19 protein-coding genes and 2 pseudogenes are annotated in these 20392 nt (G+C 69.3%); 14 read left to right on the top strand and 7 right to left on the bottom strand.

Annotated elements, in window-relative coordinates:
• The 3 genes and pseudogenes from ACFW2E_RS13990 to ACFW2E_RS13980 all read left to right on the top strand — a co-directional run.
• A pseudogene (locus tag ACFW2E_RS13990) lies at nucleotides 1-237 on the top strand (helicase-related protein); the annotation flags it as partial.
• Between the two features lie 160 nt (nucleotides 238-397).
• Nucleotides 398-1255: a helix-turn-helix domain-containing protein gene (locus ACFW2E_RS13985; RefSeq protein WP_384466015.1), complete on the top strand. Its 858-nt coding sequence runs from the start codon at nucleotides 398-400 to the stop codon at nucleotides 1253-1255.
• A gap of 190 nt (nucleotides 1256-1445) precedes the next feature.
• Nucleotides 1446-1637, top strand: a complete 192-nt coding sequence (locus ACFW2E_RS13980) for a DUF397 domain-containing protein (RefSeq protein ID WP_384466013.1) — start codon at nucleotides 1446-1448, stop codon at nucleotides 1635-1637.
• 125 nt (nucleotides 1638-1762) lie between these two features.
• Here ACFW2E_RS13980 and ACFW2E_RS13975 read toward each other — a convergent pair whose 3' ends face one another.
• The 5 genes and pseudogenes from ACFW2E_RS13975 to ACFW2E_RS13955 all read right to left on the bottom strand — a co-directional run.
• A complete protein-coding gene (locus tag ACFW2E_RS13975) occupies nucleotides 1763-2611 on the bottom strand; it encodes a MerR family transcriptional regulator (protein WP_384466017.1) in 849 nt (282 codons plus the stop codon).
• An 84-nt stretch (nucleotides 2612-2695) separates the two neighbouring features.
• Nucleotides 2696-3202 (bottom strand): glutathione peroxidase, encoded by a 507-nt coding sequence (locus tag ACFW2E_RS13970; protein ID WP_384466011.1) that lies wholly within the window; start codon nucleotides 3200-3202, stop codon nucleotides 2696-2698.
• Nucleotides 3203-3254: 52 nt separating this feature from the next.
• Nucleotides 3255-3395: a hypothetical protein gene (locus ACFW2E_RS13965; protein ID WP_384466010.1), complete on the bottom strand. Its 141-nt coding sequence runs from the start codon at nucleotides 3393-3395 to the stop codon at nucleotides 3255-3257.
• Complete coding sequence (locus tag ACFW2E_RS13960; RefSeq protein ID WP_384466008.1) at nucleotides 3395-3763, bottom strand: hypothetical protein; 369 nt, start codon at nucleotides 3761-3763, stop codon at nucleotides 3395-3397. The genes ACFW2E_RS13965 and ACFW2E_RS13960 overlap by 1 nt, the downstream gene beginning before the upstream one ends.
• Before the next feature lie 115 nt (nucleotides 3764-3878).
• A pseudogene (locus ACFW2E_RS13955) lies at nucleotides 3879-4469 on the bottom strand (sugar transferase); the annotation flags it as partial.
• Between the two features lie 255 nt (nucleotides 4470-4724).
• On the opposite strand from ACFW2E_RS13955, the gene ACFW2E_RS13950 reads away from it, so the two are divergent.
• The 11 genes from ACFW2E_RS13950 to ACFW2E_RS13900 all read left to right on the top strand — a co-directional run bounded on the left by ACFW2E_RS13950 (nucleotide 4725) and on the right by ACFW2E_RS13900 (nucleotide 17572).
• A complete protein-coding gene (locus ACFW2E_RS13950; protein WP_384466006.1) occupies nucleotides 4725-5723 on the top strand; it encodes a UDP-glucuronic acid decarboxylase family protein in 999 nt (332 codons plus the stop codon).
• Nucleotides 5724-6474: 751 nt separating this feature from the next.
• The gene (locus ACFW2E_RS13945) at nucleotides 6475-7686 is read left to right on the top strand and encodes a DUF1972 domain-containing protein (RefSeq protein ID WP_384466004.1); all 1212 of its coding nucleotides are present in this window, start codon (nucleotides 6475-6477) and stop codon (nucleotides 7684-7686) included.
• On the top strand, nucleotides 7683-8870 hold the full coding sequence (locus ACFW2E_RS13940; RefSeq protein WP_384466002.1) for a glycosyltransferase family 4 protein: 1188 nt from the start codon (nucleotides 7683-7685) through the stop codon (nucleotides 8868-8870). The genes ACFW2E_RS13945 and ACFW2E_RS13940 overlap by 4 nt, the downstream gene beginning before the upstream one ends.
• 322 nt (nucleotides 8871-9192) lie before the next feature.
• Complete coding sequence (locus tag ACFW2E_RS13935) at nucleotides 9193-9810, top strand: phosphotransferase (RefSeq protein ID WP_384466000.1); 618 nt, start codon at nucleotides 9193-9195, stop codon at nucleotides 9808-9810.
• A gap of 52 nt (nucleotides 9811-9862) precedes the next feature.
• Nucleotides 9863-11086, top strand: a complete 1224-nt coding sequence (locus ACFW2E_RS13930) for a glycosyltransferase family 4 protein (RefSeq protein WP_384465998.1) — start codon at nucleotides 9863-9865, stop codon at nucleotides 11084-11086.
• A complete protein-coding gene (locus ACFW2E_RS13925) occupies nucleotides 11083-12219 on the top strand; it encodes a glycosyltransferase (protein WP_384465996.1) in 1137 nt (378 codons plus the stop codon). Before ACFW2E_RS13930 ends, ACFW2E_RS13925 begins: the two co-directional genes overlap by 4 nt.
• On the top strand, nucleotides 12216-13271 hold the full coding sequence (locus ACFW2E_RS13920) for a hypothetical protein (protein ID WP_384465994.1): 1056 nt from the start codon (nucleotides 12216-12218) through the stop codon (nucleotides 13269-13271). The genes ACFW2E_RS13925 and ACFW2E_RS13920 overlap by 4 nt, the downstream gene beginning before the upstream one ends.
• Nucleotides 13272-13565: 294 nt before the next feature.
• Nucleotides 13566-13949 carry a hypothetical protein gene (locus ACFW2E_RS13915; RefSeq protein WP_384465992.1) on the top strand — a complete coding sequence of 128 codons (384 nt, stop codon included), beginning with the start codon at nucleotides 13566-13568 and terminating at the stop codon, nucleotides 13947-13949.
• 176 nt (nucleotides 13950-14125) lie between these two features.
• Complete coding sequence (locus ACFW2E_RS13910; protein ID WP_384465990.1) at nucleotides 14126-15193, top strand: O-antigen ligase family protein; 1068 nt, start codon at nucleotides 14126-14128, stop codon at nucleotides 15191-15193.
• A gap of 40 nt (nucleotides 15194-15233) precedes the next feature.
• A complete protein-coding gene (locus tag ACFW2E_RS13905) occupies nucleotides 15234-15938 on the top strand; it encodes an acyltransferase (RefSeq protein ID WP_384465989.1) in 705 nt (234 codons plus the stop codon).
• Nucleotides 15939-16276: 338 nt separating this feature from the next.
• Nucleotides 16277-17572, top strand: coding sequence for a hypothetical protein (locus ACFW2E_RS13900; RefSeq protein WP_384465987.1), 1296 nt, complete (start codon nucleotides 16277-16279; stop codon nucleotides 17570-17572).
• An 83-nt stretch (nucleotides 17573-17655) separates the two neighbouring features.
• Here the strand turns inward: ACFW2E_RS13900 and ACFW2E_RS13895 are convergent, their stop codons facing one another.
• Together ACFW2E_RS13895 and ACFW2E_RS13890 are read right to left on the bottom strand one after the other, a co-directional pair.
• Nucleotides 17656-18489, bottom strand: a complete 834-nt coding sequence (locus ACFW2E_RS13895; protein ID WP_384465986.1) for a glutaminyl-peptide cyclotransferase — start codon at nucleotides 18487-18489, stop codon at nucleotides 17656-17658.
• On the bottom strand, nucleotides 18482-20302 hold the full coding sequence (locus tag ACFW2E_RS13890; RefSeq protein WP_384465984.1) for a DUF4012 domain-containing protein: 1821 nt from the start codon (nucleotides 20300-20302) through the stop codon (nucleotides 18482-18484). The genes ACFW2E_RS13895 and ACFW2E_RS13890 overlap by 8 nt, the downstream gene beginning before the upstream one ends.
• Between the last annotated feature and the right edge of the window lie 90 nt (nucleotides 20303-20392).

Raw genomic sequence — 20392 nt, 5'->3', positions numbered from 1 at the left:
GGCGCCCCGCCGCTTCTGGCCCGTGCGCACCCCGGTTCGGTGTCCAAGGAGCAGCGCGCCCTGGTCGAGGAGGACCTCAAGGCGGGCCGCCTGCCCGCGGTGGTGGCGACGTCCAGCCTGGAGCTGGGCATCGACATGGGCGCCGTCGACCTGGTCGTCCAGGTCGAGTCGCCGCCCCCCCAGTCCGCCCCCCCCCCCCGCCCCGGCCCCGGGCGCCGGCCGGGGGGGGCGGCCGCCCGTTCCCCCCCCGCCCCCCCCACGGCTGCTTGCCCGAACTGACGCGTACGCGCCGCATATCCACCGTTTCCCAGCGGTAGTAAGCACCTTGGTGGCAGTCTGCTCAGCAGCAGATACGCAAAGTGCCAGGTACAGGCAGGCAGCCGGAGGTGCACGTCCCGTGGCGTCCAATGTCAATCCCACCGTCAGGCGACGCCGGCTGGGCCAGGAGCTGCGCAGGCTCCGTGAGCTCAAGGGCATGACGGCCGAGGAAGTGGCGGAACGACTGCTGGTGTCGCAGTCGAAGATCAGCCGTCTGGAGAACGGCCGGCGCAGCATCAGTCAGCGTGACGTCCGTGATCTGTGCGGGGTGTACGAGGTCGAGGACCAGCGGGTCGTCGACTCCCTGATGGAGATGGCGCGGGACTCGCGGCAACAGGGCTGGTGGCACGCGTTCGGTGACATCCCGTACAGCGTGTACATCGGCCTGGAGACCGACGCCGAGTCGCTGCGGGTGTACGAGCCCCAGCTCGTCACGGGGCTGTTGCAGACCCGGGCGTACGCGGAGGCCCTGGTGCAGGGCGCGTTGCCGGAGACCTCGACGTCCGACATCGACAAGCGCGTCCAGGTGCGGCTGCGGCGACAGGAACGTATCGCCGCCGAGAACAACCCGCTCCGGCTGTGGGTGGTGCTGGACGAGGCCGCGTTGCGCCGGGTGGTGGGCAGCAAGCTGGTCATGCGGGAGCAGCTGGAGCACCTCATCGAGATGTCCCAGCTGCCCCATGTCACCGTGCAGGTGCTGCCGTTCGAGGTGGGCGCGCATCCCGGGCTCAACGGCCAGTACGCGATCCTGGAGTTCGCCGACGCGGCCGACTCCAGCGTGGTGTACCTGGAGGGCGTCACCAGCGACCTGTACCTGGAGAAGGCGCACGACGTCCAGAAGTACGCGGTGATGTACGAGCACTTGCGGGCACAGTCCCTGAACGTGGAGCAATCCCGGCAATTCATTGCGGATGTGGCCAAAGACTACGCCCGTTGAGGGGAGCCCGGCGGGAAGCGCCGGATCGTACACCGGCGGAACGCTCCAGGGGAAGACCCACCTGGAATATGCCATCCGGTTGAGTGAACGGCTGCTCCGGGAGGCAATGTTGCCGAGTAGCGTCGATCGCGCCAATCGATCGTCAGGGTTGGCGCGAATCGCACTACAGCAACTCGCTACAGGAGTGGAAATGGCACTGCTTCAGGGCTTCACGGAGACGTGGACGAAGTCCTCCTATTCCGCAGGGAACGGGGCATGCGTCGAGGTGAAGTCGCCCGCGACCGCGGAACTCGCCGTACGCGACTCCAAGGTCGACGAGGGCCCTGTCCTGGCCTTCCCCGCCGACGCCTGGAACGCCTTCGTGGCATCGGTCAAGGCCTAGGGGGCCTCCCTGACCCTCGCCGACGACAACTGCACAAGCACCACCCCAGAGCCCTCTCGACCAGCCCGCCGTCCTTGCCGAGGGGGCTCGGCCCTGGGTGGCCCCGAGTGACCGGTGCGGCCCGGTCACTTCACCGGAAACGCCACATCGCACACCGGATCCTCCGCCCCCGACGCCTCCCAGTCGGCGAAGTACACCTCCCGGCAGGGCCCCGTCACCGTCAGCCCCTGGGCCGCGATCCATTCCTCCACCGCCTCGAACGCGGCCAGGATCTGCGGATGGGCCACCTGCGCCTTGGTGATCCGGGTGAACGCCAGCCTCTGTGCCGGCTCCACCCGCACCGCGGTCTCCCAGGTCCGCCCCTGCCGGGCCGCCCACTCCCGGGCGGCCCGTTCGTCCGCGACCGGCACGCACGACTCCGCGGGCCCGTCGCTCTCCATGGACACCTCGGCGTGGTACACGACGAACGGCGCCCCGACGACACCCCCGCACTCCCGCGCCGCCGACTCCAGCCGCCCCAGCGACGCCCCGATCCACGCCGGCAGCTCGTCCGCCAGCGTGTGCCGGATCTCGGTGATCACCACCTGCTCGGGCACGTCCACCGTCTCGACCCTGAATTTCCCGTACATATCCGAACTCCTCCCGGACAGCCGTCCACGGAGGTACTCGGCGAGCGTCCGCTGCCCCGCCAGCCGCGCCTCGACGTCCGCCCAGTAGGCGGCGATCCGGTCCGCGGCCTCGGCGCCCTCCGCCTCCACCACCCCGGCGATCCGCGCCAGCGGCATGTCCAGCTGCCGCAGCAGTGCCACCAGCCGGGCACGCTCCACCTGGCCGGGCTCGTAGTAGCGGTAGCCGCTGGCCTCGTCGACGTGCGCCGGGGTCAGCAGTCCGAGGCGGTCGTACAGCCGCAGGGCCTTGGCCGAGAGCCGGGACCGTGCGGCGAACGCGCCGATGGTGAGCAGTTCCTCGTCCATGCCCACATCCTCCGTCACCGGGCGCCTTCGGCCCGGTGACAGCGACGCTCCGCCCTGCCCCAGGGGCAAGGTCAACGCCAGGACCTAGGCGAGCTGGGCCTCCACCGCGGCCACGACCTCCGCGGCCTCCGGCTCGGTCTGCGGCGAGAAGCGCGCGACGACCGTGCCGTCCCGCCCGATCAGGAACTTCTCGAAGTTCCAGCGGATGTCCCCGCTGTGGCCCTCGGCGTCGGCGAAGCCGACCAGGCGGTCGTACAGCGGGTGCCGGCCCTCGCCGTTGACCTCGACCTTCTCGGTGAGCGGGAAGGTCACGCCGTACGTCGCGGAGCAGAACTCGGCGATCTCCTCGGCCGTCCCGGGCTCCTGCCCCAGGAACTGGTTGCAGGGCACGCCCAGCACGGTGAAGCCCTGCGCGGCGTAACGCTCCTGCAGCCGCTCGAGGCCGGTGTACTGCGGGGTCAGCCCGCACTTGGAGGCCACGTTCACGATGAGCACGGTCCTGCCCGCGTACTGTGACAGGTTCGCGGGGCCGCCCTTCAGGGCGCCGATCTCGGTGTTCAGCACGGAGTCGTTGTTGTCGGTAGTCGTCATAAGCGGATGCTAACTCCGGTAAGCGTCCCGGAGGTGACCGGTGTGCCGACGGTCACCGGCCGCGACGAGTACCTGGCTGCTCGGTCGCCTCGGCTTCCGGAGCCGGAGCCGGCACCGCCGGGGCGCCGAGGCCCGCGTCGAGCTTCTGCGCGGCCCGGTCGAAGTACCGCAGCAGCTCCACCGGGAACGGCATCACCGGGGCCGTGCGTACGACGAGCGTGCTCTCGGCGACCCCGCCGTACCGTCCACCGTCGGGATCGATACAGATCCGCCTGGAGTGGGCGCCAGCTGTGCCGATTCACCTTCACGCACGATCAGACGGCCGGCGTCGCCCGGCAGGTCGTTCGCGGGGGCAGGCGGAGCGGCAGCGTCCGAACAGGGCGAGCGCTCGTACACCTTCCGGGTCGGTGCCTCCGGCCCGTCCGGCACGAGCGGCAGCGTCACCAGCGCGCAGATCCGGCCGCTGAGCGCTCCGCTCGACAGCGCCACCCGCACGCGGGCGACCGGCGAAGACCTCGACGCCGGCGCCTCCTTGACGACCGGCACGCAGAACAGTGCCATCGCAGCGGTGAGCGGATGCCCGAACGTCGCTGTGTACTCGTACTGTTCCCGGGTTCTCCCAGGTTCGCCCAGGTTCGGGCCGGTTCGGGCTGACCCGGTTACCGCCGGGGCTCAGTCAGTAGGCACCGTCACCGCGCAGCACGGCAGGCAGGGTCCGGAAGAGGATCGCCAGGTCGAGCCTGAGCGACCAGGCGTCGACATAGTGCAGGTCCAGGCGCAGGGCGTCCTCCCAGGCCAGGTTGGACCGGCCGCTGATCTGCCACAGTCCGGTGAGCCCCGGCCGCATCTGCAGACGATGGCGTGCCGTCCCGGTGAACGCCGAGTCCTCGACCGGCAGCGGCCGAGGGCCGACCAGGGACATCTGCCCCTTCAGCACATTGACCAACTGCGGCAGCTCATCCAGGGAATAGCGGCGCAACCAGCGTCCGGCCGCGGTCACGCGCGGGTCTTCACGGATTTTGAACAGGTGTCCGTCCGACTCGTTGCGCGCGGCCATGGCCTCCCTCAACTTCTCGGACCCGACTCGCATGGTGCGCAGCTTGAGGACCTGGAACTCCGCGCCCCGCCAGCCTGTTCGGCGCTGGCGGAAGAGCAGGGGGCCCGGGGTGTCGACCTTCACGGCGACGGCGGCCGCCAGGAGGATCGGCGCCAGCAGCAGGAGCAGGACGGTGGCCCCCACCAGATCGATGGTGCGTTTGACCGCTCGGCCCGCCCAATGCGCGTGCCGAAACGGGGCCGGCCGATGGCGAGGCGCCGCCTCTCCAATGAATACTGACATACACTACCCCTTTTGGACAGAACAGGTGAAATGCCCTTATTCAAGGGCTTGTCAACCGGCGTTATGTCTCAATTGACCCATAGGCGAGTAATAGATAGAAACATGACATCGTCCTGATCTTCGGCAGTGACACTGCAACCCACCCTCGCCAAATCCTGGCGCGGGGCGACCGGGAGGACCTGCATGCGTGCGGTAGTGACGGGTGGGGCCGGCTTCATCGGTTCCCACCTGTGTGAGCGGCTGATCCACGAGAACCACCACGTGGTCTGCGTGGACAGCTTCCTGACCTCTGACCCTGGCAACGTGGAACATCTCACGGACGACCCTCATTTCCAGTTGATGCACCAGGACGTCAGCCAGGGCCTGGACGTGCCCGGCCCGGTGGACGCCGTGTTCCACCTGGCGTCACCCGCCTCGCCCGCGGACTATCTGAGGCTGCCCCTGGAGACGCTTCGTGTGGGGTCGGCCGGCACCTGGCACGCCCTGGACCTGGCCGCCGCGAAGGGTGCGCGCTTTCTGCTGACCTCCACTTCGGAGTCGTACGGCGACCCGCAGATTCACCCCCAGCCGGAGAGTTATTGGGGGCATGTCAACCCCATCGGCCCCCGCTCGGTGTATGACGAGGCAAAACGCTTCGGTGAGGCACTGACCATGGCCTACCGCAGGAACCGCGGTGTGGATGCCAAGATCGTGCGCATCTTCAACACCTTCGGCCCTCGGATGCGCGCAGACGACGGACGCGCCATCCCCACCTTCATCGACCAGGCACTGCGCGGAGAGCCGATCACGGTCACCGGTGACGGCAGCCAGACCAGGTCGCTGTGTTATGTGGACGACTTGGTCGAGGGATTGCTACGCATGCAGGCGAGCGACCACGGTGGTCCGGTCAATCTGGGCAACCCCCATGAGGTCTCCATGCTCGAGCTGGCGCAGTGGATCAGCAAGCTGACCAGGGCCACCTCCGAGATCACGCTGATTCCGCGTCCGCAGGACGACCCGGAACGGCGCCGCCCGGACATCACGGTGGCCCGCGAGCTGCTGGACTGGGAGCCCATGACTCCGGTGGAACACGGCCTGTGCCACACCATCACCGACTTCCGAATCCGCCAGGCGTCCGAGGACTTCACCGAACGCAGGCGCCCGGCCGTACCGTCACCGCTGACCGCCTCGGCTCGCTCATGACCGCCCGGGCGAGTGTCCGGCCGACAGGGAGGGACCAGGCCGCTTCCGTGGTCGAGTGTCCGGGGGCTCCCATCACGGCTCACACCCCTGAGAGTGCGGCCCACCACTGAACACCGGAGAACTGCTGCGGCAAGCGGAGGACATCCGTACCGCGGAGGTGGACATCGTCCGGGTGGGGTTCGGCACGCGACTGGGCTGCTGCCCGTGCGCATGACTGCTTGTGGCGAGCGTGGCCGCGGGAGCCGCCGTCGACTTCATCGCCGGCGCCAAGCCGCGGACACCCCCTGGAAGTTGGCGCAACGGGCCGGGCAGGCAGGGTGAAACGGCGTCCGGCGCCGCCCCCAACGGTTCAGGCAGGAGTTCAGCACACGCCCTGGCGCGCGCATCGGCCAGGAACGCGGTCGGCGATCCCCGCAGGCCGGGCTCCTTCGCCCGGCGCACCCGTATCGGCGTTCGGCAGAACTGCCGTGGACGAGCCGCGTCACCGCCGTCGTGGGCGATGTCTGCTCCCTTCGTGTTCCGGGATATGGCCCAGGAGCGCCGCCCGACTGCCGAAGTCCCTGGCGGCGATACACCGGATCGGCCACATCTGAAGGCGGACCCGGACACGGGGCCTCTGCCGCGCTTCCCCCGGTGCCGCCCACCGCACGTGGAGAGAACCCGGACGGCCTGTTCAAGAGGCGCCATGCACGGCCCAGCGCATCACACCACTGCCGCGAGGGCGCCGGACATCGAGAACGGAGTTGATGAGGTGCGCAATATCCAGGTCCCCGAACCCCTCGATCTAGGCGTCTTCGGGGCGAGGGGCATCCCGTCGACCTACAGCGGCTACGAGACGTTTCTGACGGTGCTCCTGCCCGAACTGGCAGCGCGCGGGCACCAGGTCACGATGTACTGCCGCCCGGGCGAAGTCGAGCAGGCGCCCTCCTACCAGGGCGTGAAGAAAGTCTTCTTGCCCGCCATCGCCTCGAAGCAGCTCAGCACGCTTTCCCACGGTGCGCTTTCCGCTCTAGCCGCACGTCATGCCCAGCACGACGTCGTCTTAGTGGTGAATGTGGCCAACGCCGGATTCTGCCTCCTCTCCCGGCTTACCGGGCAGCACATCGTGCTCAATACGGACGGCCAGGAGTGGCTTCGTGGCAAATGGGGCCGGGCGGCTCGCGCCTACTTCCGAGGGTCAGCGCGTATCGCCCGCTGGAGCGCCTCGGCTCTCATCGCTGACGGGATCGGCATGCGTGACATTTACGAGCGGCAGTTCAAGGCCGAGTCAACCGTGATCCCGTACTGCTGGACGGAGATCGGCCACGAGGAGCGTCCGGAGGCGTCTGACTCACTGGGAGTGTCTCCTTACGGCTACTTCCTCATCGCGGGCCGACTGATCCCCGAGAACAACATTCACCGCGTTGCCCGCAGCTACCTCGCCAGCGGTGTTCGCACGCCGTTGGTCGTTCTGGGTGCGGCGAACTACGACTCGCCCGTCACCCGGGAACTCCGTGAGCTTGCCGACAAGGATTCACGCCTGATCCTCGGCGGCCACATCTCCGACCGAGCCGCCTACGCCACGATGGTCCGACTGGCCCGTGCCTACTTCCACACCCACTCGGTCGGCGGGATCAACCCGTCCCTCCTCGAGGCCATGGGGTGCGGCGCACGCATCATCGCCCTGGAGACCGTGTTCAACCGGGAGGCTCTTGGGGAGGCCGGCGAGTACTTCTCCGACTTCGACCACGAGCTTCCTGCCTTGATGCGCCGCCTCGACGACAGGAGCACCGTCGACGACGAGCTTCGGACCCTCGCCGTCAAGCGAGCCGGTGGCCGATTCAGCCTCGGGCAGGTCACAGACGCCTACGAGCGACTGCTCATGACGGTGGCCCGAAGCCGTCGCTGGCGACGGACCGCTCTTGAGACGCAGTGGGCGGAGAAGAACGCCGGCCGCGAGGCGACCCCGGAACCGGTTCGATGACCGGGGTGAGCGGCCGGCGGATCCTGGCGGTCAACCCATCGGCGGACCTGTACGGCTCGGACCGGGTGTTCCTCGATGCGATCCGATCGCTGCGTGGGTCCGGTGCCTCCGTCGAGGTGATCCTCCCTGGGCACGGAAGGCTGGCGGAGCGCCTGAGGGCCGACGCTGTCCCGGTCCGCATCGCGGGCTTCCCCGTCCTGCGACGCTCGCTGCTCTCCCCCCGGCCGCTGGCCGCGCTGGCCGCCCAGGCCTGGCCGACCGTGCGTGGACTGGCCGCGTCCATCCGCTCCATGGCTCCGGACGTCGTCTACGTCAACACCATCACGCTGCCGCACTGGATGGCCGCCGGCCGGAAGGCCGGGGCGGGAGTGATCTGCCATGTCCACGAGCTCGACCAGCTTCCCGGTCCACTGGCGTCCGTCCTCCTCAGCCCGCTCCTGCTGGCCGACCGTCTGGTCGTCAACTCGCAGGCCACGCAGCGCTACGTCCGGAGCCGGCTGCCGCGCGTCGGATCCCGGGTGTCGCTTGTCCACAACGGCTTCGACATGACCGCGACGCTGCCGCCGCCTCCGGCCTTCGGCCGCACGCGCCGTCTGCTGCTCGTCGGCCGCCTCAGCCCCCGCAAGGGCCAGGATCTGGCCATCAAGGCGCTGTCGCTGCTGGTGCAGCGGGGTCATGACGTCGTACTGGAGCTCGCCGGGGACACCTTCGACGGTTACGAGTGGTACGAGGAGGCCCTGAGGAGGCAGGCCGTCTCGCTCGGCTTGGCCGACCGCGTCGAGTTCAGCGGCTACCGGACCGACACCTCGTCCGCCTACGCCAAGGCCGACGTGGTCCTCGTCCCCTCCGCCCTCGAGTCGTTCGGAAACGTGGCGGTCGAGGGCCTGGCCGCCGGGAGACCGGTCCTGGCGACCGCCGTCGGGGGCCTTCCCGAGATCGTGGAGCACGGTGTCAACGGCTTTCTCTTCCCGGCCGGGGACGCGGCCGCGCTGGCGGCGTGGGCCGGCCATCTCCTGTCGGACCCGGCGAAGGCGACGGTCATGGGTGCCCAAGGTGCCCGGGCGGTGCGCGCCCGCTTCGGGAAGGACCGGTTCGCCCAGGGAATGTCCGCAGCGGTCGCCTCGGTGAGCCACCGGACGGTCCGGGAAGCCGCTCCTCAAGTGGTGTCGCCGACGAGCCGATAAGTCCGAGACGACCGATTCGAGGCTTCCAGTCATGAAGCAGTTCTCCTTGCGCTCACGCGTCGTGGGAAATCCCTCTTCCAGGGCGGTGGCGCGTCAGATGGTGGCGATGTGCCCGGCCAACGGGCGTCGGGGCCTGGCCTTCCAGCGGATGGCCTACCACGCCGTCCGAGTCCTTCCGTCGCTCGGGCTCCGGCCTGCCGGACCGTGGCCCCTGCCGATTTCCCAGGGGAGTTGGGCGGCGCTCGAGGCCCGAATCCGTGACGCCCGGGAACTGGCCGCCGGTGAGGTGCTCTGGCACCTCCCTCCCGCAGACCAACCCCAGGTGAAGTTCGGGGCCCTGTTCCTCGACCCCGCCGGCCTCCCTCAAACCTTCGCCCGGGTGCTCCTGGCCGGGGAGGTCCCGCGGTTGGCTCCCCGGGTGGGCGGAGGGACCCGAACGGGCATCCGTTGGCCGATGCGCCTGGCCGGGTTCTCCCATGACGGTCTCGCGGTGGAGCTGTCCACCGCCACGCCGGCCGGCCTCCACGTCCCGGTCCACTTGGGCCTGCGCGCCGTCATGGAACTCTGCGCCGACATCGACGACGCGTTCGGGGTGCCGGAGCGCCCCGCGGATGTGCCGGCCGGCTGGACTCCGATGCACGGTGACCTCGCCCATTGGAACCTCCGGCGCTATCGCACGGGGGGCACCCACCTGCTGGACTGGGAAGGCAGCGACTGGGCTCCTCCCCACGCCGATCTCGTCCGCTTCATCATGACGGCACCGAACGGTCCTCAGTTGGCCGGTGGCCTCCCCAAGTCCTTGTGTCCCGATCTCGAAGAGGCGGCGCTCTTCTGGTCGGACCGTGGCGCAAAGGCGGTCGAGGGAGTCGTCCCGGCGTGGGTGGAACGCAAGCACGCCGCCCAAGCCGCCAGCCTCTCCGAATTGCTGGCCGCGAGGTGAGTCTGCTCCCCGCGGCCCCGGGCAGTCGGAACGATCGAGAGGGTCTTTCGAGATGAAGGTCGTGATGTCGGCCTATGCCTGCGACCCGGACGAGTCGTCCGAGCGCGGCATCGGGTGGTGGTGGGCCTCCGCCGCTGCCGAGCGTCACGAGGTGTGGCTCATCACTCGCGCCCGCGGGCGGCCGGCCATCGAGCGCGCTCTCAGGGCAGATCCGCGGCCGAACCTGCATCCCGTCTACGTCGATGCCCCTCCTTGGGTCCTTTCACTGAAGCGAAGCGCCTGGGCGCTGTACCCGTACTACGTGGTCTGGCAGGCGGTGGCCCGCGCCGAGGCCCGTCGTCTCCATCGGGATGTTCGATTCGACGTCGCCCATCACATGACGTTCTCGATCGACTGGCTGCCGTCCGGCATGGCGTTCATCCACGGACTCCCCTCGGTGTGGGGTCCGGTCGGGCCTGGCCTCACTTCGTTCCCGTTCGGGATGTGGAAGACGTACGGCCCTCGGTGGGCACTCTCCGAGACGCTCCGGTCGATCGCCACGACGGCCGGCTCGCGTACGTTCGGCTCGTGGACCGCCAAGCGTGCCACTGTGATCATCGCTCAGAACAACGAGGTGGCCGAGCGGTTCAAGGACCACCCGAACCTCGTGGTCGAGCAGAATTCCGTGGTGGATCTGCCGCCGGATCTCGTCGGGTCCGCGGCGCAGACCGGTGACGAGCCGCGGCGAGCCGTCTTCATCGGTCGCCTGATCCCGTCGAAGGGCCTTCGGGCCGCGGTCGGCGCCCTGGCACAGCCGGCCGCCTCCGACTGGACCCTCGACGTGTACGGCCAAGGTCCCGAGCGCGAGCCCAGCCTGGCTCTCGCTCGCAGGCTCGGTGTCGACGACCGCATCACCCTCCATGGTGTCGTGGACCGGTTCGAGGTCTTCAAGGCGCTCCACCGGGCTGACGCGCTGCTGTTTCCCAGCAGTCGGGAATCGGCCGGCGGGGTGGTCGCCGAAGCCATCACTTCCGGTTGCCCGGTGATCTGCCTCGACACCAGTGGCCCCGGAACGGTGGTGCAGCCGGGACAGGGAATCAAGGTCGCCCCGTCGGCTGATGTCTGCCGGTCGCTCGCCGAAGCGCTGAACCAGGCCGGAGCCCGGCACGCCGGCGACAACCGGTGGACCGTTCGGCGGATCCCCGATCTGCTCGACCGGTGGTACGCCATGGCCGTCGGTGCGTCCGCTTCGGGCTGTGCCCGTGGGACCCGGACGACGGCCGGTGGCTCTCGATGAACCAGAACCTCCGCGTCGCGCACGTCGGCAACTTCAAGCCGGAAAGCGCCAACGGCGTCGACAGTGCTGTCGTCGGTCTGACCCGTCACCTTTCGACGGTCGGTGTGGACGTGCAGATCTGGAACTGCTCGAAGAGGGTGACGACGCTGACAGAGCGGTGGGTCGGCGATGGCATCAAGATCTACGACATCCCGAAGTTCCCGCAACAGGCGAGGAACGCGATCGGACTTCCAAGACGCTCATGGGAGGCTGTCGGGCAACTCGCGCGGTCTGTCGATCTGTTGCACTTCCACTCCGTGTACACCGCCGAGAACATCGCGCTCAGCAGGCTCGGGGTTCCCTACGTGGTCACGCCCCACGGTGGTTACAACCCCAACGTAACCCGTGGCCGCCGGCGATTCGCCAAGGCCGTTTGGCGTGCTCTCTGGGAGACGGGCTATTTGCGGCGTGCTGAAGCCCTCCACGCCGTCAGCGAGGGAGAGGTCCACGATCTCGAAGCGCTCGAGCTCGGTCGGCGCATCGCATGCATGCCGAACGGTCTGGACGAGCGGTGGCAGGAGGAGTTGGTGCCTGCACCTGCCGACGGGCCATGGGTGTTCCTCGGCCGCCTGGACGTGAAGGTGAAGGGCCTGGACCTTCTCCTCGACGGGTACGCCGGCGCGCTCCGGGCGTCGGCAGTCCCTGACCTTCTTCTGGTTGGTCCCGACCACCGCGGAGGTGAGTCGTGGTTGCGTCAGCGTATTTCCGAGCTGAACTTGAACGGGAACGTTGCCATCAGGCCTCCGGTGTTCGGAGCGGCCAAGATGGACCTCCTGCGGTCTGCTTCGGCGGTGCTGCAGCCTTCACGATGGGAGGGCCTCCCGTTCGCGGTTCTGGAGGCGCTTGCGGTCGGCCGCCCAGTCCTCGTCACGCCGGGCACGAATATGGCTCACCCGGTTGTCGAATACGACGCCGGCGTCGCTGTCGATGCGAACGCCGCGGCCATCGCGGACGGACTTTCCGAACTCGTGGAACGAGGCGCCGCTTGGAGAACCGCAGCGGGGAAGCGTGCCCAGTCGCTCATCGGCGAGCGATTCACGTGGGGTCGGGTTGCCTCCCAGATGGCGGCCCTGTATCGGGAGGTGGTGACGTGAGCGGTGAAGCGACGCTGCCTCGCGAGGCGCTGACGGGGCTCCTCGCAGACCTCGCCTCCACTGGTGCGGTGACCCTCAAGAACGGAGATCTGTTCGCCAATTGGGCCCGAGGCGGGGACTGGGACGTCCTGGTCCGAGACCTCCCGGAGGCCGAGAGCAAGCTCGTGGAGCGCCTCGGACTGCCGGATCGCGTGTCGTGTCGATCGTACGTCCGTGCCTACTTCTATCCCTGGGGCGAGATCGATCTGCTGCCCGACTGGAACTGGAGAGGAGCACGCCTGCTGGATCGTGCCGCGCTGTTCGCTGCGGCTGAATGGAAACCGGCGGGCGTATTTCCGGTCGTCGGTATTGCCCATGAGGCAACCATTGCCTGGTTCAATTCGATTCTCTGGGCAGGAGTGTTCAACCCGCGCTACGCATCCGTCGTCGAGCGGGCGGTCAAGGAGGACCCGCGGCGATTCCAGCACGTCCTCCAGGCGGTGTTCGGAGCTCGCTGGCGTCGCCGGCTTTGGCGCCTGGCGGACGGCGGTCGTCCCGGCGCAGCCGTTCGGGACGCGGCGGGCCTGCGGCGGGCGGTATTGCTCCGAGCACTGGCGCGGAACCCCTTGGGCACTGTGGCGGCCTGGGTCCAGCTCTGGTCGGCTGAGATCACTCTCCGCCGCCGTCCAGTCGTACCGTGGGTCTGGGCGGATTGCCGGAACGCCGACGCCATGGTGGAGCGAATCCGTGCTCTCGCCGCGCAGGCGGGCAGTGGACTGGCCGGCGTGCGGCTCTACTCATGGCCGGAAGGACCAGCCCCTTTCTCACTCCTGAAGGCCCTGCTGCAATATTGGGGACCGCTCGTGAAGGATCGCGCCAATGGGCAGCTGGTGGTATTTGTCCCCGGGTCCGGCTCGTCCTGGTCGGTCACGGCCTACCGGTGGATGTCCTCCTCGCCGGATCTCGATCTGCGCACCGAGAAGGTATCGGCCGAGCAGGTCTGGCGACGGCTCCGCGGAGAGATGCAGCGCAGGGCTGCGGCTCTGGTGGGCGCAGGAACAGGCTCAAGGTGAGGCGTGTTTCGTCCGAGAACATCCATGAACTGAACTTGCCCGGGTCCAGAACGACGGGATGGCAGCTTGGTGTTTATCGCCCTGGTCGGGCCTGATGGCGCCGGAAAAACGACGGTGGCACAGGCTCTTGAAACACTTTCCACTCAACGGGGCTGCCGGTTCGCGTACGTACACTGGATCCCGTCGGCCCGGGTTCCACCACCGAACGTTGTCCCGCTTCCCGCAGGACCACCGCCCACGAAGCGGGCACCGGAGCGGCCCACACCGGCGCGTCGAATGGCTTCTGCCGCTCGGTTGGCCCGCAACCTCATTCGGTTCTGGATCGGTTACCAATTCGGCATGTGCCGCCACCTCGGCGACATCCGGGGCGACCGATGCGTCGTCGTGGCCGACCGATGGATCTACAATTACGCGGCCCAACCGGTCAGCGTGGCCTATTACGGTCCCCCGGCACTCGCCCGTCTGGCGGTCCGGATGGCGCCGCGGCCGGACCTGACCGTCGTGCTCGATGCCCCCGCAGACGTGATCGTCGCCCGTAAGCAGGAGCTCACCCTCGACGAAGCGGAAGCCGAGCTGGGCCGGTGGCGTCGGTTGTCCCTTCCCAACGCCGTGGCTCGGCTCGACGGAACCCAGTCCCCGGACGTTCTGGCCAAGCAGATTCTGGACATGATGGTATGAGCACCGGACTTTTGATGTCCCAGATGCCGCGGACCCGCCAGCAGGACACTGCTGATGACGGCCAAGGGAGGACCAGGCGTCTCACCATGGCCTGGGTCATCGCTCTCGCTACGAGCATGCCCTGGTCCGGGCTGGCCGGCGCCGAAGGAGGCACGGCCTCGCTCCTGAAGTACCCATTGCTGGCGATCGCGGTGCTGCTTGCCTGTCCGGGCCGCAAGCGGACGGCCTGGCCGGGGTCCGTGAAGGCACTCCTGGCCTACTGCAGCATTGCGGCGGTCGGCGGCGTCCTCGGCCCGGACGTCAACGTCTCGTTGCTCCGCTCGGCTCGATTCGCGGTGCTCCTGGTCGTGAGCGCGTGGGTCATTGCCGCACTGGACGCACGGAGGCTTCTCACCCTCTACGCCCGGGTCGGGACCGTGTTCGTCGGCAGTTCACTCCTGGCGCTGCTGTTGGGCCTGAACCCTCTGAAGTCGGGCCGGTTGCACGGATTCCTGCCGCCGACCCACCCCAACAACCTCGGCGCGATCGCCGGCCTGGCCGTGATCGTGCTGTTCGTTCCGTGGGCGAGAGGCGACAAGCCCGTGCGGTGGCAGGGCGCCAGTCTCCTCTTGCTCGCGGCCGGCGTGGTCTTGAGCGGTTCCCGCACGAGCATCCTTGCCACCGGATTCGGATTGTGCCTGGCACTGCTCCAGCGAAGCACCCGGAGGAGGGGCGTGCCGGTCCTCTCGTGCTGCGTGCTCCTCATCATGCTGAACGCCCTGCTCGGGAACCCGCTGCACTCGCTCTACACGCGTGAGAGCGCCCGTGGTTCCGACTTCATCGATCTCACGTTCACCGGTCGGACCGAACGCTGGGCGACTGCTGCGGACGTCGAACGGACCGTCCCGCAAACCCTGTTCGGAAAGGGAATGGCGGTCAAGACCGTACCGACCTTGAATGGCTTCGTCGCCGAAGAGCCGCTCGACGGCTCGTGGGTATCCGCCTTCGTGCAAGCCGGCATGTTGGGACTCGGTGCACTCCTGGTCGGGTTCGCCCTCTTCCTGACCGATGGCCAGGGCATATTCCGACGGCTCCGGGACCCCGTACTGCTGGGAGTGGCCGGCTTCGTCCTCCTGCACTCAGTCTTCGAGAGCACCCTGAACGACGTCTCGGTCGTGCTCCCTGTCCTGATCGCTCTCGGCGCAAACCGGTCGAGCGCCTCGGAGGATGATGCGCTCATCCCCGGAGTGCCCGGCCTGGCCTAGGAGAGGCCTGATGAGTGGTGCTGGCGCTGGAATCCGAAAGGTGGCCGAGTATGCCGCCACCCGGATCAAGGGTTCCGAGTACCGACTCGACCCCGACTTGCCGATGTCTTCGGTCGTCGGGATCAGTGGTCGTCGCTCCCTGGCCGTCCTGCGCGGCCTCCTTCAAGCCTTCGGGTTGCGCACGTCGCTCTGGAGCGCGCTGTGCGTCGGCCGGGACGTCGACTTCCGCAACCGTCGCATGATCAAGATCGGGAAGGGGGTGACGGTCGGACGCGGGGCCGTGCTCGACGGTCTTTCGCGTCGGGGGCTGGTGCTCGGGGACAACGTCACCATCGGCCCTTACTCGATCATCGAGACGAGCGGAGTCGTCACTGACCTCGGGGAGGGCTGTGTGATGGGCGCCAGGTCGGCCATCGGATCCCACTCGTTCGTCGGTGCCGCCGGCGGCGTGTGGATCGGGGAAGACGTGATCATGGGGAACCGCGTCAGCTTCCATTCGGAGAACCATGTCTTCGAGGACACCAGCCGGCCGATCCGCGACCAGGGCGTGACCCGTGAAGGGATCACGATCGACGACGACTGCTGGGTCGGCGCCAACGTCACCTTCCTCGACGGGGCGCGGGTGGGGCGAGGCTGTGTCATCGCCGCCGGAAGTGTCGTCCGGGGTGAGATCCCGCCGATGAGCGTCATCGCCGGCGTCCCGGCGAAGGTCATCAAGACCCGGAAGCAGGGCAGAACTCCATGAAACTTCAACTCGGCGCGCTGCCGGGGGAGTCGTTGCCGGCGGAGCTGACGTGGAGTGGTCCGAACCGGACGGTCTACAAGCACCTGGACCGCGCCCTGCGCGGACTGTGAGGGCACTGCGGCTCCGGACGGCGCGGCGCGGCGATTCCGTCACGGTGCTGGAGGGACGGTACGTCAAAGCGACCGCGCTGCGCGCCGTCGCCCCGGTTGTCCGGCGTCCGTTTACGCTCCGCCGGATCGCGACGTGCCTTGCGGTTCGTCGTACGCCGAGTGCCGTTGCCCGCGCCGGAAACCGAGTTCCCGAGGCCGCGTTCCACGATCCGGCGAAAGGAAGCCCGTATGAAGAAAGCCGCCTCGGCTCGTGCAGCTTGGGGTCTCGTCGACCAAGCCCTCTCCAGCGCGAGCAACTTCTTCGTCAGTGCCTTGGCCGCTCACTCGCTGGCGCCGAGAGAATTTGGTGCTTTTGCACTGGCCTTTGCGGTATATCTGCTCCTGCTCGGCGTGTCACGAGCTCTCTGCACGGAACCGCTCGCCGTCCGGTACACGGCCCAGGAACAGGACATGTTCGACGCCGGCGCACGACGGGCCGTCGGGTCCGTCACCGTGCTGAGTTCGCTGCTGGGGGGCGCCTGTCTCGCTGCCGGCCTGCTCGTCGGTGACTCTGCCGGCGCGGCTCTGGTGGCGCTGGGCGTCGTGGCTCCCGCCCTTCTCGTCCAGGACGCCTGGCGTTACGTCTTCTTCGCTTCGGGGCGAGTGCGGTCAGCTGCCTTGAACGACTTCGTCTGGGTTGCCGCTCAGGTCGGGCTGTTCGGGCTGATGGCGGGGGGCGCGTTGCCGAGATCGGGTCCGATCCTGATCACCGCCTGGGGGATCGGCGCAGGGCTGGGTGCCGTCCTCGGTCTCCGCCAGTCCCGGCTCGTTCCGGCTGGGCGCAGTCTTCCCGGTTGGCTACGCGAGCACTCCGACCTCTGCGGGCGCTTCGCCGGCGAGTTCATCGCCGCCGCCGGTGCGGTGCATCTGGTCAGCTTCGGCATCGGGGTGACGGCAGGTCTGGCGGCAGCCGGCAGCATTCGGGGTGCGCTCCTGGTCTTCGGCCCGCTCAGCGTGATCCTTATGGCCGCCGGTGTCGTTCTGCTCCCCGAGTTCGTTCGAAACGCCCACTTCTCGGTGGATGTCTTGGCGAGAAATGCACGCTTGGCCAGCTGGACCCTTTTTGGGGTGAGTGTCGTCTGGGGATTGGTCTGTCTGGCGATGCCGGCCTCGATCGGCCGGCACCTCCTTGGCCAGAACTGGTCCGGCGCACGGCCGATCCTGCCGCAGATCGCCGTGATGATGTGCGGGGCCGGCACGTCCGTGGGAGCGACACTCGGCCTCCGGGCGCTGGGTGAGGCCCGTCGCAGTCTTCGGGCTCGGCTCGGCATCATCCCGGTCACGATCGTCGGCGGCCTCCTGGGCGCGGCCGTGTGGGATGCGGCCGGAGCGGCCATGGGCTTCGCCGCCGCAAGCGTCACCGGCGCAGTCGTCTGGTGGCGGCACTTTCGCGCCGCCGTCGGGGAGTGGCGTCTGGCCGCCGAAATCCAGTCAATGAAGGGCGATGACGTTGGCACGCCGCAGTTCGAGGCACCGGCGCCGTAATCCAGGCGGCCCGCGCCCCCAGCAGGGGTTGAGCCGCGCTGCAGTCACTTGGGCGGTTGATCTGCGTCGCCGTGTGGCCTGCCTCAGGCCGGGACGAACACCACGCGGAACATTCTGGGCCAGAACTTCCCCGTGACCAGGAACTGGTCCGTTCCGGGGACTGCCGCGATCCCGTTCAGCGTCGATCCCGGGACGGCTTCGTCGCCGCGCAGCAGGCCCGAGGCGTCGATGCTCGCCGTCACCGCTCCGGTGGCGGGATCGATGCGCACGATCCGGTCGGTGGGGAGCACGTTCGCGTACAAGGCGGCGTCGGCGCACTCCAGTTCGTTCAGCCCCGTCACCGGCCGGCCCCCTTCGGTCACGGCCACCTCGCCCTTCTCCGCGAGCGTCCCCGGGTCGCGGAAGGTCAGCCGTGCCGAGCCGTCACTGGTCACGAGCCGGTGCGCCGACCGCTGGAAGCACATGCCCCAGCCGTCGCCCGGGTACGGCACGCGACGCAGCTCCGCGAGCGTCCTGGCGTCGCGCTCGACGGCGGTCCGGTTCCGCCAGGTGAGCTGCCACAGGGTCCGGCCGAGCACGGTGATCCCCTCACCGAACAAGGGCGCGGGCAGCGCCACACGGGCCGTGGGCGGTCTGCCCGGCGGCCCTGCCCGTACCGAGGACGCACCGGACAGGCCGGTGCTTTCGTAGAGCGTGTTGCCGGCCATCTCAAGGCCCTCGGTGAACGCCTTCGAGTCGTGCGGCAGGACCTCCAGCACTTTGACCCGCAGTTGCTCGACACGGTGCGCCGCGGCCTGCCGCCCACCCACGGCTCGGCCTGCCCGGTCGCCGGGTGCGCGGCCTGCCGGGGGGCGTGACGCGAGCAGCAGCGCGACCGCGAGCACGGCCCCCGCCGCGCGGCGCACACGCTCAGACACGGCAGGTGCCTCCCGGCTTGAGCGTGGTCCGCAGCGGCCGTACCAGGGACTGCCGAAGCAGCGTCGGCGTGCCGTCCGCGTGCGGCTCCACCAGATGCAGCACGAGGGTGCGGCTGGAGCCCGCGGGCAGCTCCAGGTCACGCGTGAACACGGAGTGGCCGCGTTCGACGCCGGGCGCGAGCAGCGCTCGGCGGCCGTCCAGGGTTGCGTCGGCGAGGGTGGCTCCGACCCCGGCGTAGTACGACACATGAAGGCGGTTGTCACCCGGCCGGGTGCGGTAGGGAGGGGAGTCCGCCCTCATGGTCACGTAGTCGGGCAGACCGGATGCCGGCGCCCGGTTGGTCAGGGTCATGGTCACGGTGACCGTGCGGCCGCTGCCGGAGCAGGCGCCCGCTTCCCAGGTCAGGCTCCGGTCGAGGTAGTAGTCCAGTTTGCCGCCGGCCGCGTTGTTCACCACCAGTCCCGCGAAGGGGCCGGGGGAGCTGGGGAGCGTGCCCGAGTAGGGGCGGGACTCCAGGAGGCGCTGCTCCGCCGGGTGGGCGCTCCAGACCTTCAGCCGTCCGTCCCGCTGGACGTCGTTCACGGCGACCAGCAGTGCGGGCAGTCGGCGCGTGTCGTCGAGCGCCCCCATCAGCCGTGCGGCGGCGGCACGGGCGGCGTCGACGAAGAACGCCTTGCGCCTGGCGACGTCGTCGTACTTCGCGTAGCTGGCCCGTTCGGTGAGGTCCACGACGTTGCCGGCGGTGAGCTCGGTGCCGTCGGCCATGCGGGCCGGGCCGGTGACCTGCAGGAGACGGCTCAGCGTGACCGGGTCGACGGCGATCGCCCCGTCCACGCGTTCGCCGGTGTGCTTGCGCCATGCCGCTGCCCAGATGCGGGCCGCGTAGGGGAAGTGCGGGCTCTTGTTGGAGTTGGGCCACACGTGGACGGGGTCGCTGCCCGCGTAGCGGGCGTCGAACTCGGCTCCGAGGTCGATGTCCGGTCTCGCCGATTCCATCTCCGTGTTGTTGCCGAACCGCTCGAAGGACAGCCGGCCCCGGTCGGCCCGCAGCACGGCGAAGGCGCCCGGAAGCCCCCCGGTGCCGCGTGCCTCGGCGAGGTTCTGGAAGGCGAGGAAATAACGCCGTTGTCCTTGCGTGCCGAGCATGGGCGGCAGGACGCGAGCCGCCAGGGAGGCGTCACTCATCACCGGGGCGAGGCGGTCCAGTTGCTGTTGCAGCCCGGCACGGGCCCGGTCGGCCGTCGGCAGCCAGGTGGACCGGGGCAGACCCTGCACCTCGGTCCGCACCTCGGCGGCGACGTCTGCGGCCCGGGCGATGTCCGGCCCGTGCCGCTGCAACTCGGCGAGGGCCTCGGACATCCCGCCGCCGCTTCCGTGCGGCGTGGACGGTTGCAGGACGCCGGTCAGCGGGGACAGCACGTCGCCGGCCAGCCGGTCGGCCGCGTAAGCGGCGCCGCGCACGGTTGTCACGGGACCCCCGAGAAGGGGCAGTTCGGCGGCGGAGTACCAGGCCGGCCCCGTGGTCAGGCGATGTGCCCGAGCCGCGTGGACGGCGGCCGAGCGCACTGCCTGTTCCGGTCCCCGGGCGGACGCGGACGCGGTCGCCCCACCGGAGGCGGAGCCGGGCGTCACCGAGTGCCGCAGCGCGTCGAGGTCCTGCTGGGCCGCGAGCAGCTCCGAGCGGGCGAGCAGCCCGGTGACACCGATCCAGACGGCACCGGCCAGCGGGAGCAGCGCACCGGCCAGCAGTACTCCCCTGAGTACGCGGCGGCGCCCCGGCGCCGGTTCGCCGGAGCGGTCTGCCCCGGGCATGCGTACGGCGGGCCCCCCCGGGCCCGGGGCCCCGGCGACCGGGGAGGCCCCCCCCCCCCACCCCCGCGCCCGATCGCGCCGGCCGGGGCT

The organism is Streptomyces sp. NPDC058964 (genome assembly GCF_042741275.1).
Taxonomy (GTDB): Bacteria; Actinomycetota; Actinomycetes; order Streptomycetales; family Streptomycetaceae; genus Streptomyces.
The sequence above is the reverse complement of the archived record's forward strand: the minus strand, read 5'-3'. Positions and strand labels throughout refer to the sequence as shown.

Coding starts and splice junctions, on each gene's coding strand:
- ACFW2E_RS13980 (WP_384466013.1), top strand. CDS start 1,446: ATGGCACTGCTTCAGGGCTTCACGGAGACGTGGACGAAGTCCTCCTAT.
- ACFW2E_RS13975 (WP_384466017.1), bottom strand. CDS start 2,611: ATGGACGAGGAACTGCTCACCATCGGCGCGTTCGCCGCACGGTCCCGG.
- ACFW2E_RS13970 (WP_384466011.1), bottom strand. CDS start 3,202: ATGACGACTACCGACAACAACGACTCCGTGCTGAACACCGAGATCGGC.
- ACFW2E_RS13965 (WP_384466010.1), bottom strand. CDS start 3,395: ATGCCGTTCCCGGTGGAGCTGCTGCGGTACTTCGACCGGGCCGCGCAG.
- ACFW2E_RS13960 (WP_384466008.1), bottom strand. CDS start 3,763: ATGGCACTGTTCTGCGTGCCGGTCGTCAAGGAGGCGCCGGCGTCGAGG.
- ACFW2E_RS13950 (WP_384466006.1), top strand. CDS start 4,725: ATGCGTGCGGTAGTGACGGGTGGGGCCGGCTTCATCGGTTCCCACCTG.
- ACFW2E_RS13940 (WP_384466002.1), top strand. CDS start 7,683: ATGACCGGGGTGAGCGGCCGGCGGATCCTGGCGGTCAACCCATCGGCG.
- ACFW2E_RS13930 (WP_384465998.1), top strand. CDS start 9,863: ATGAAGGTCGTGATGTCGGCCTATGCCTGCGACCCGGACGAGTCGTCC.
- ACFW2E_RS13925 (WP_384465996.1), top strand. CDS start 11,083: ATGAACCAGAACCTCCGCGTCGCGCACGTCGGCAACTTCAAGCCGGAA.
- ACFW2E_RS13900 (WP_384465987.1), top strand. CDS start 16,277: ATGAAGAAAGCCGCCTCGGCTCGTGCAGCTTGGGGTCTCGTCGACCAA.
- ACFW2E_RS13890 (WP_384465984.1), bottom strand. CDS start 20,302: ATGCCCGGGGCAGACCGCTCCGGCGAACCGGCGCCGGGGCGCCGCCGC.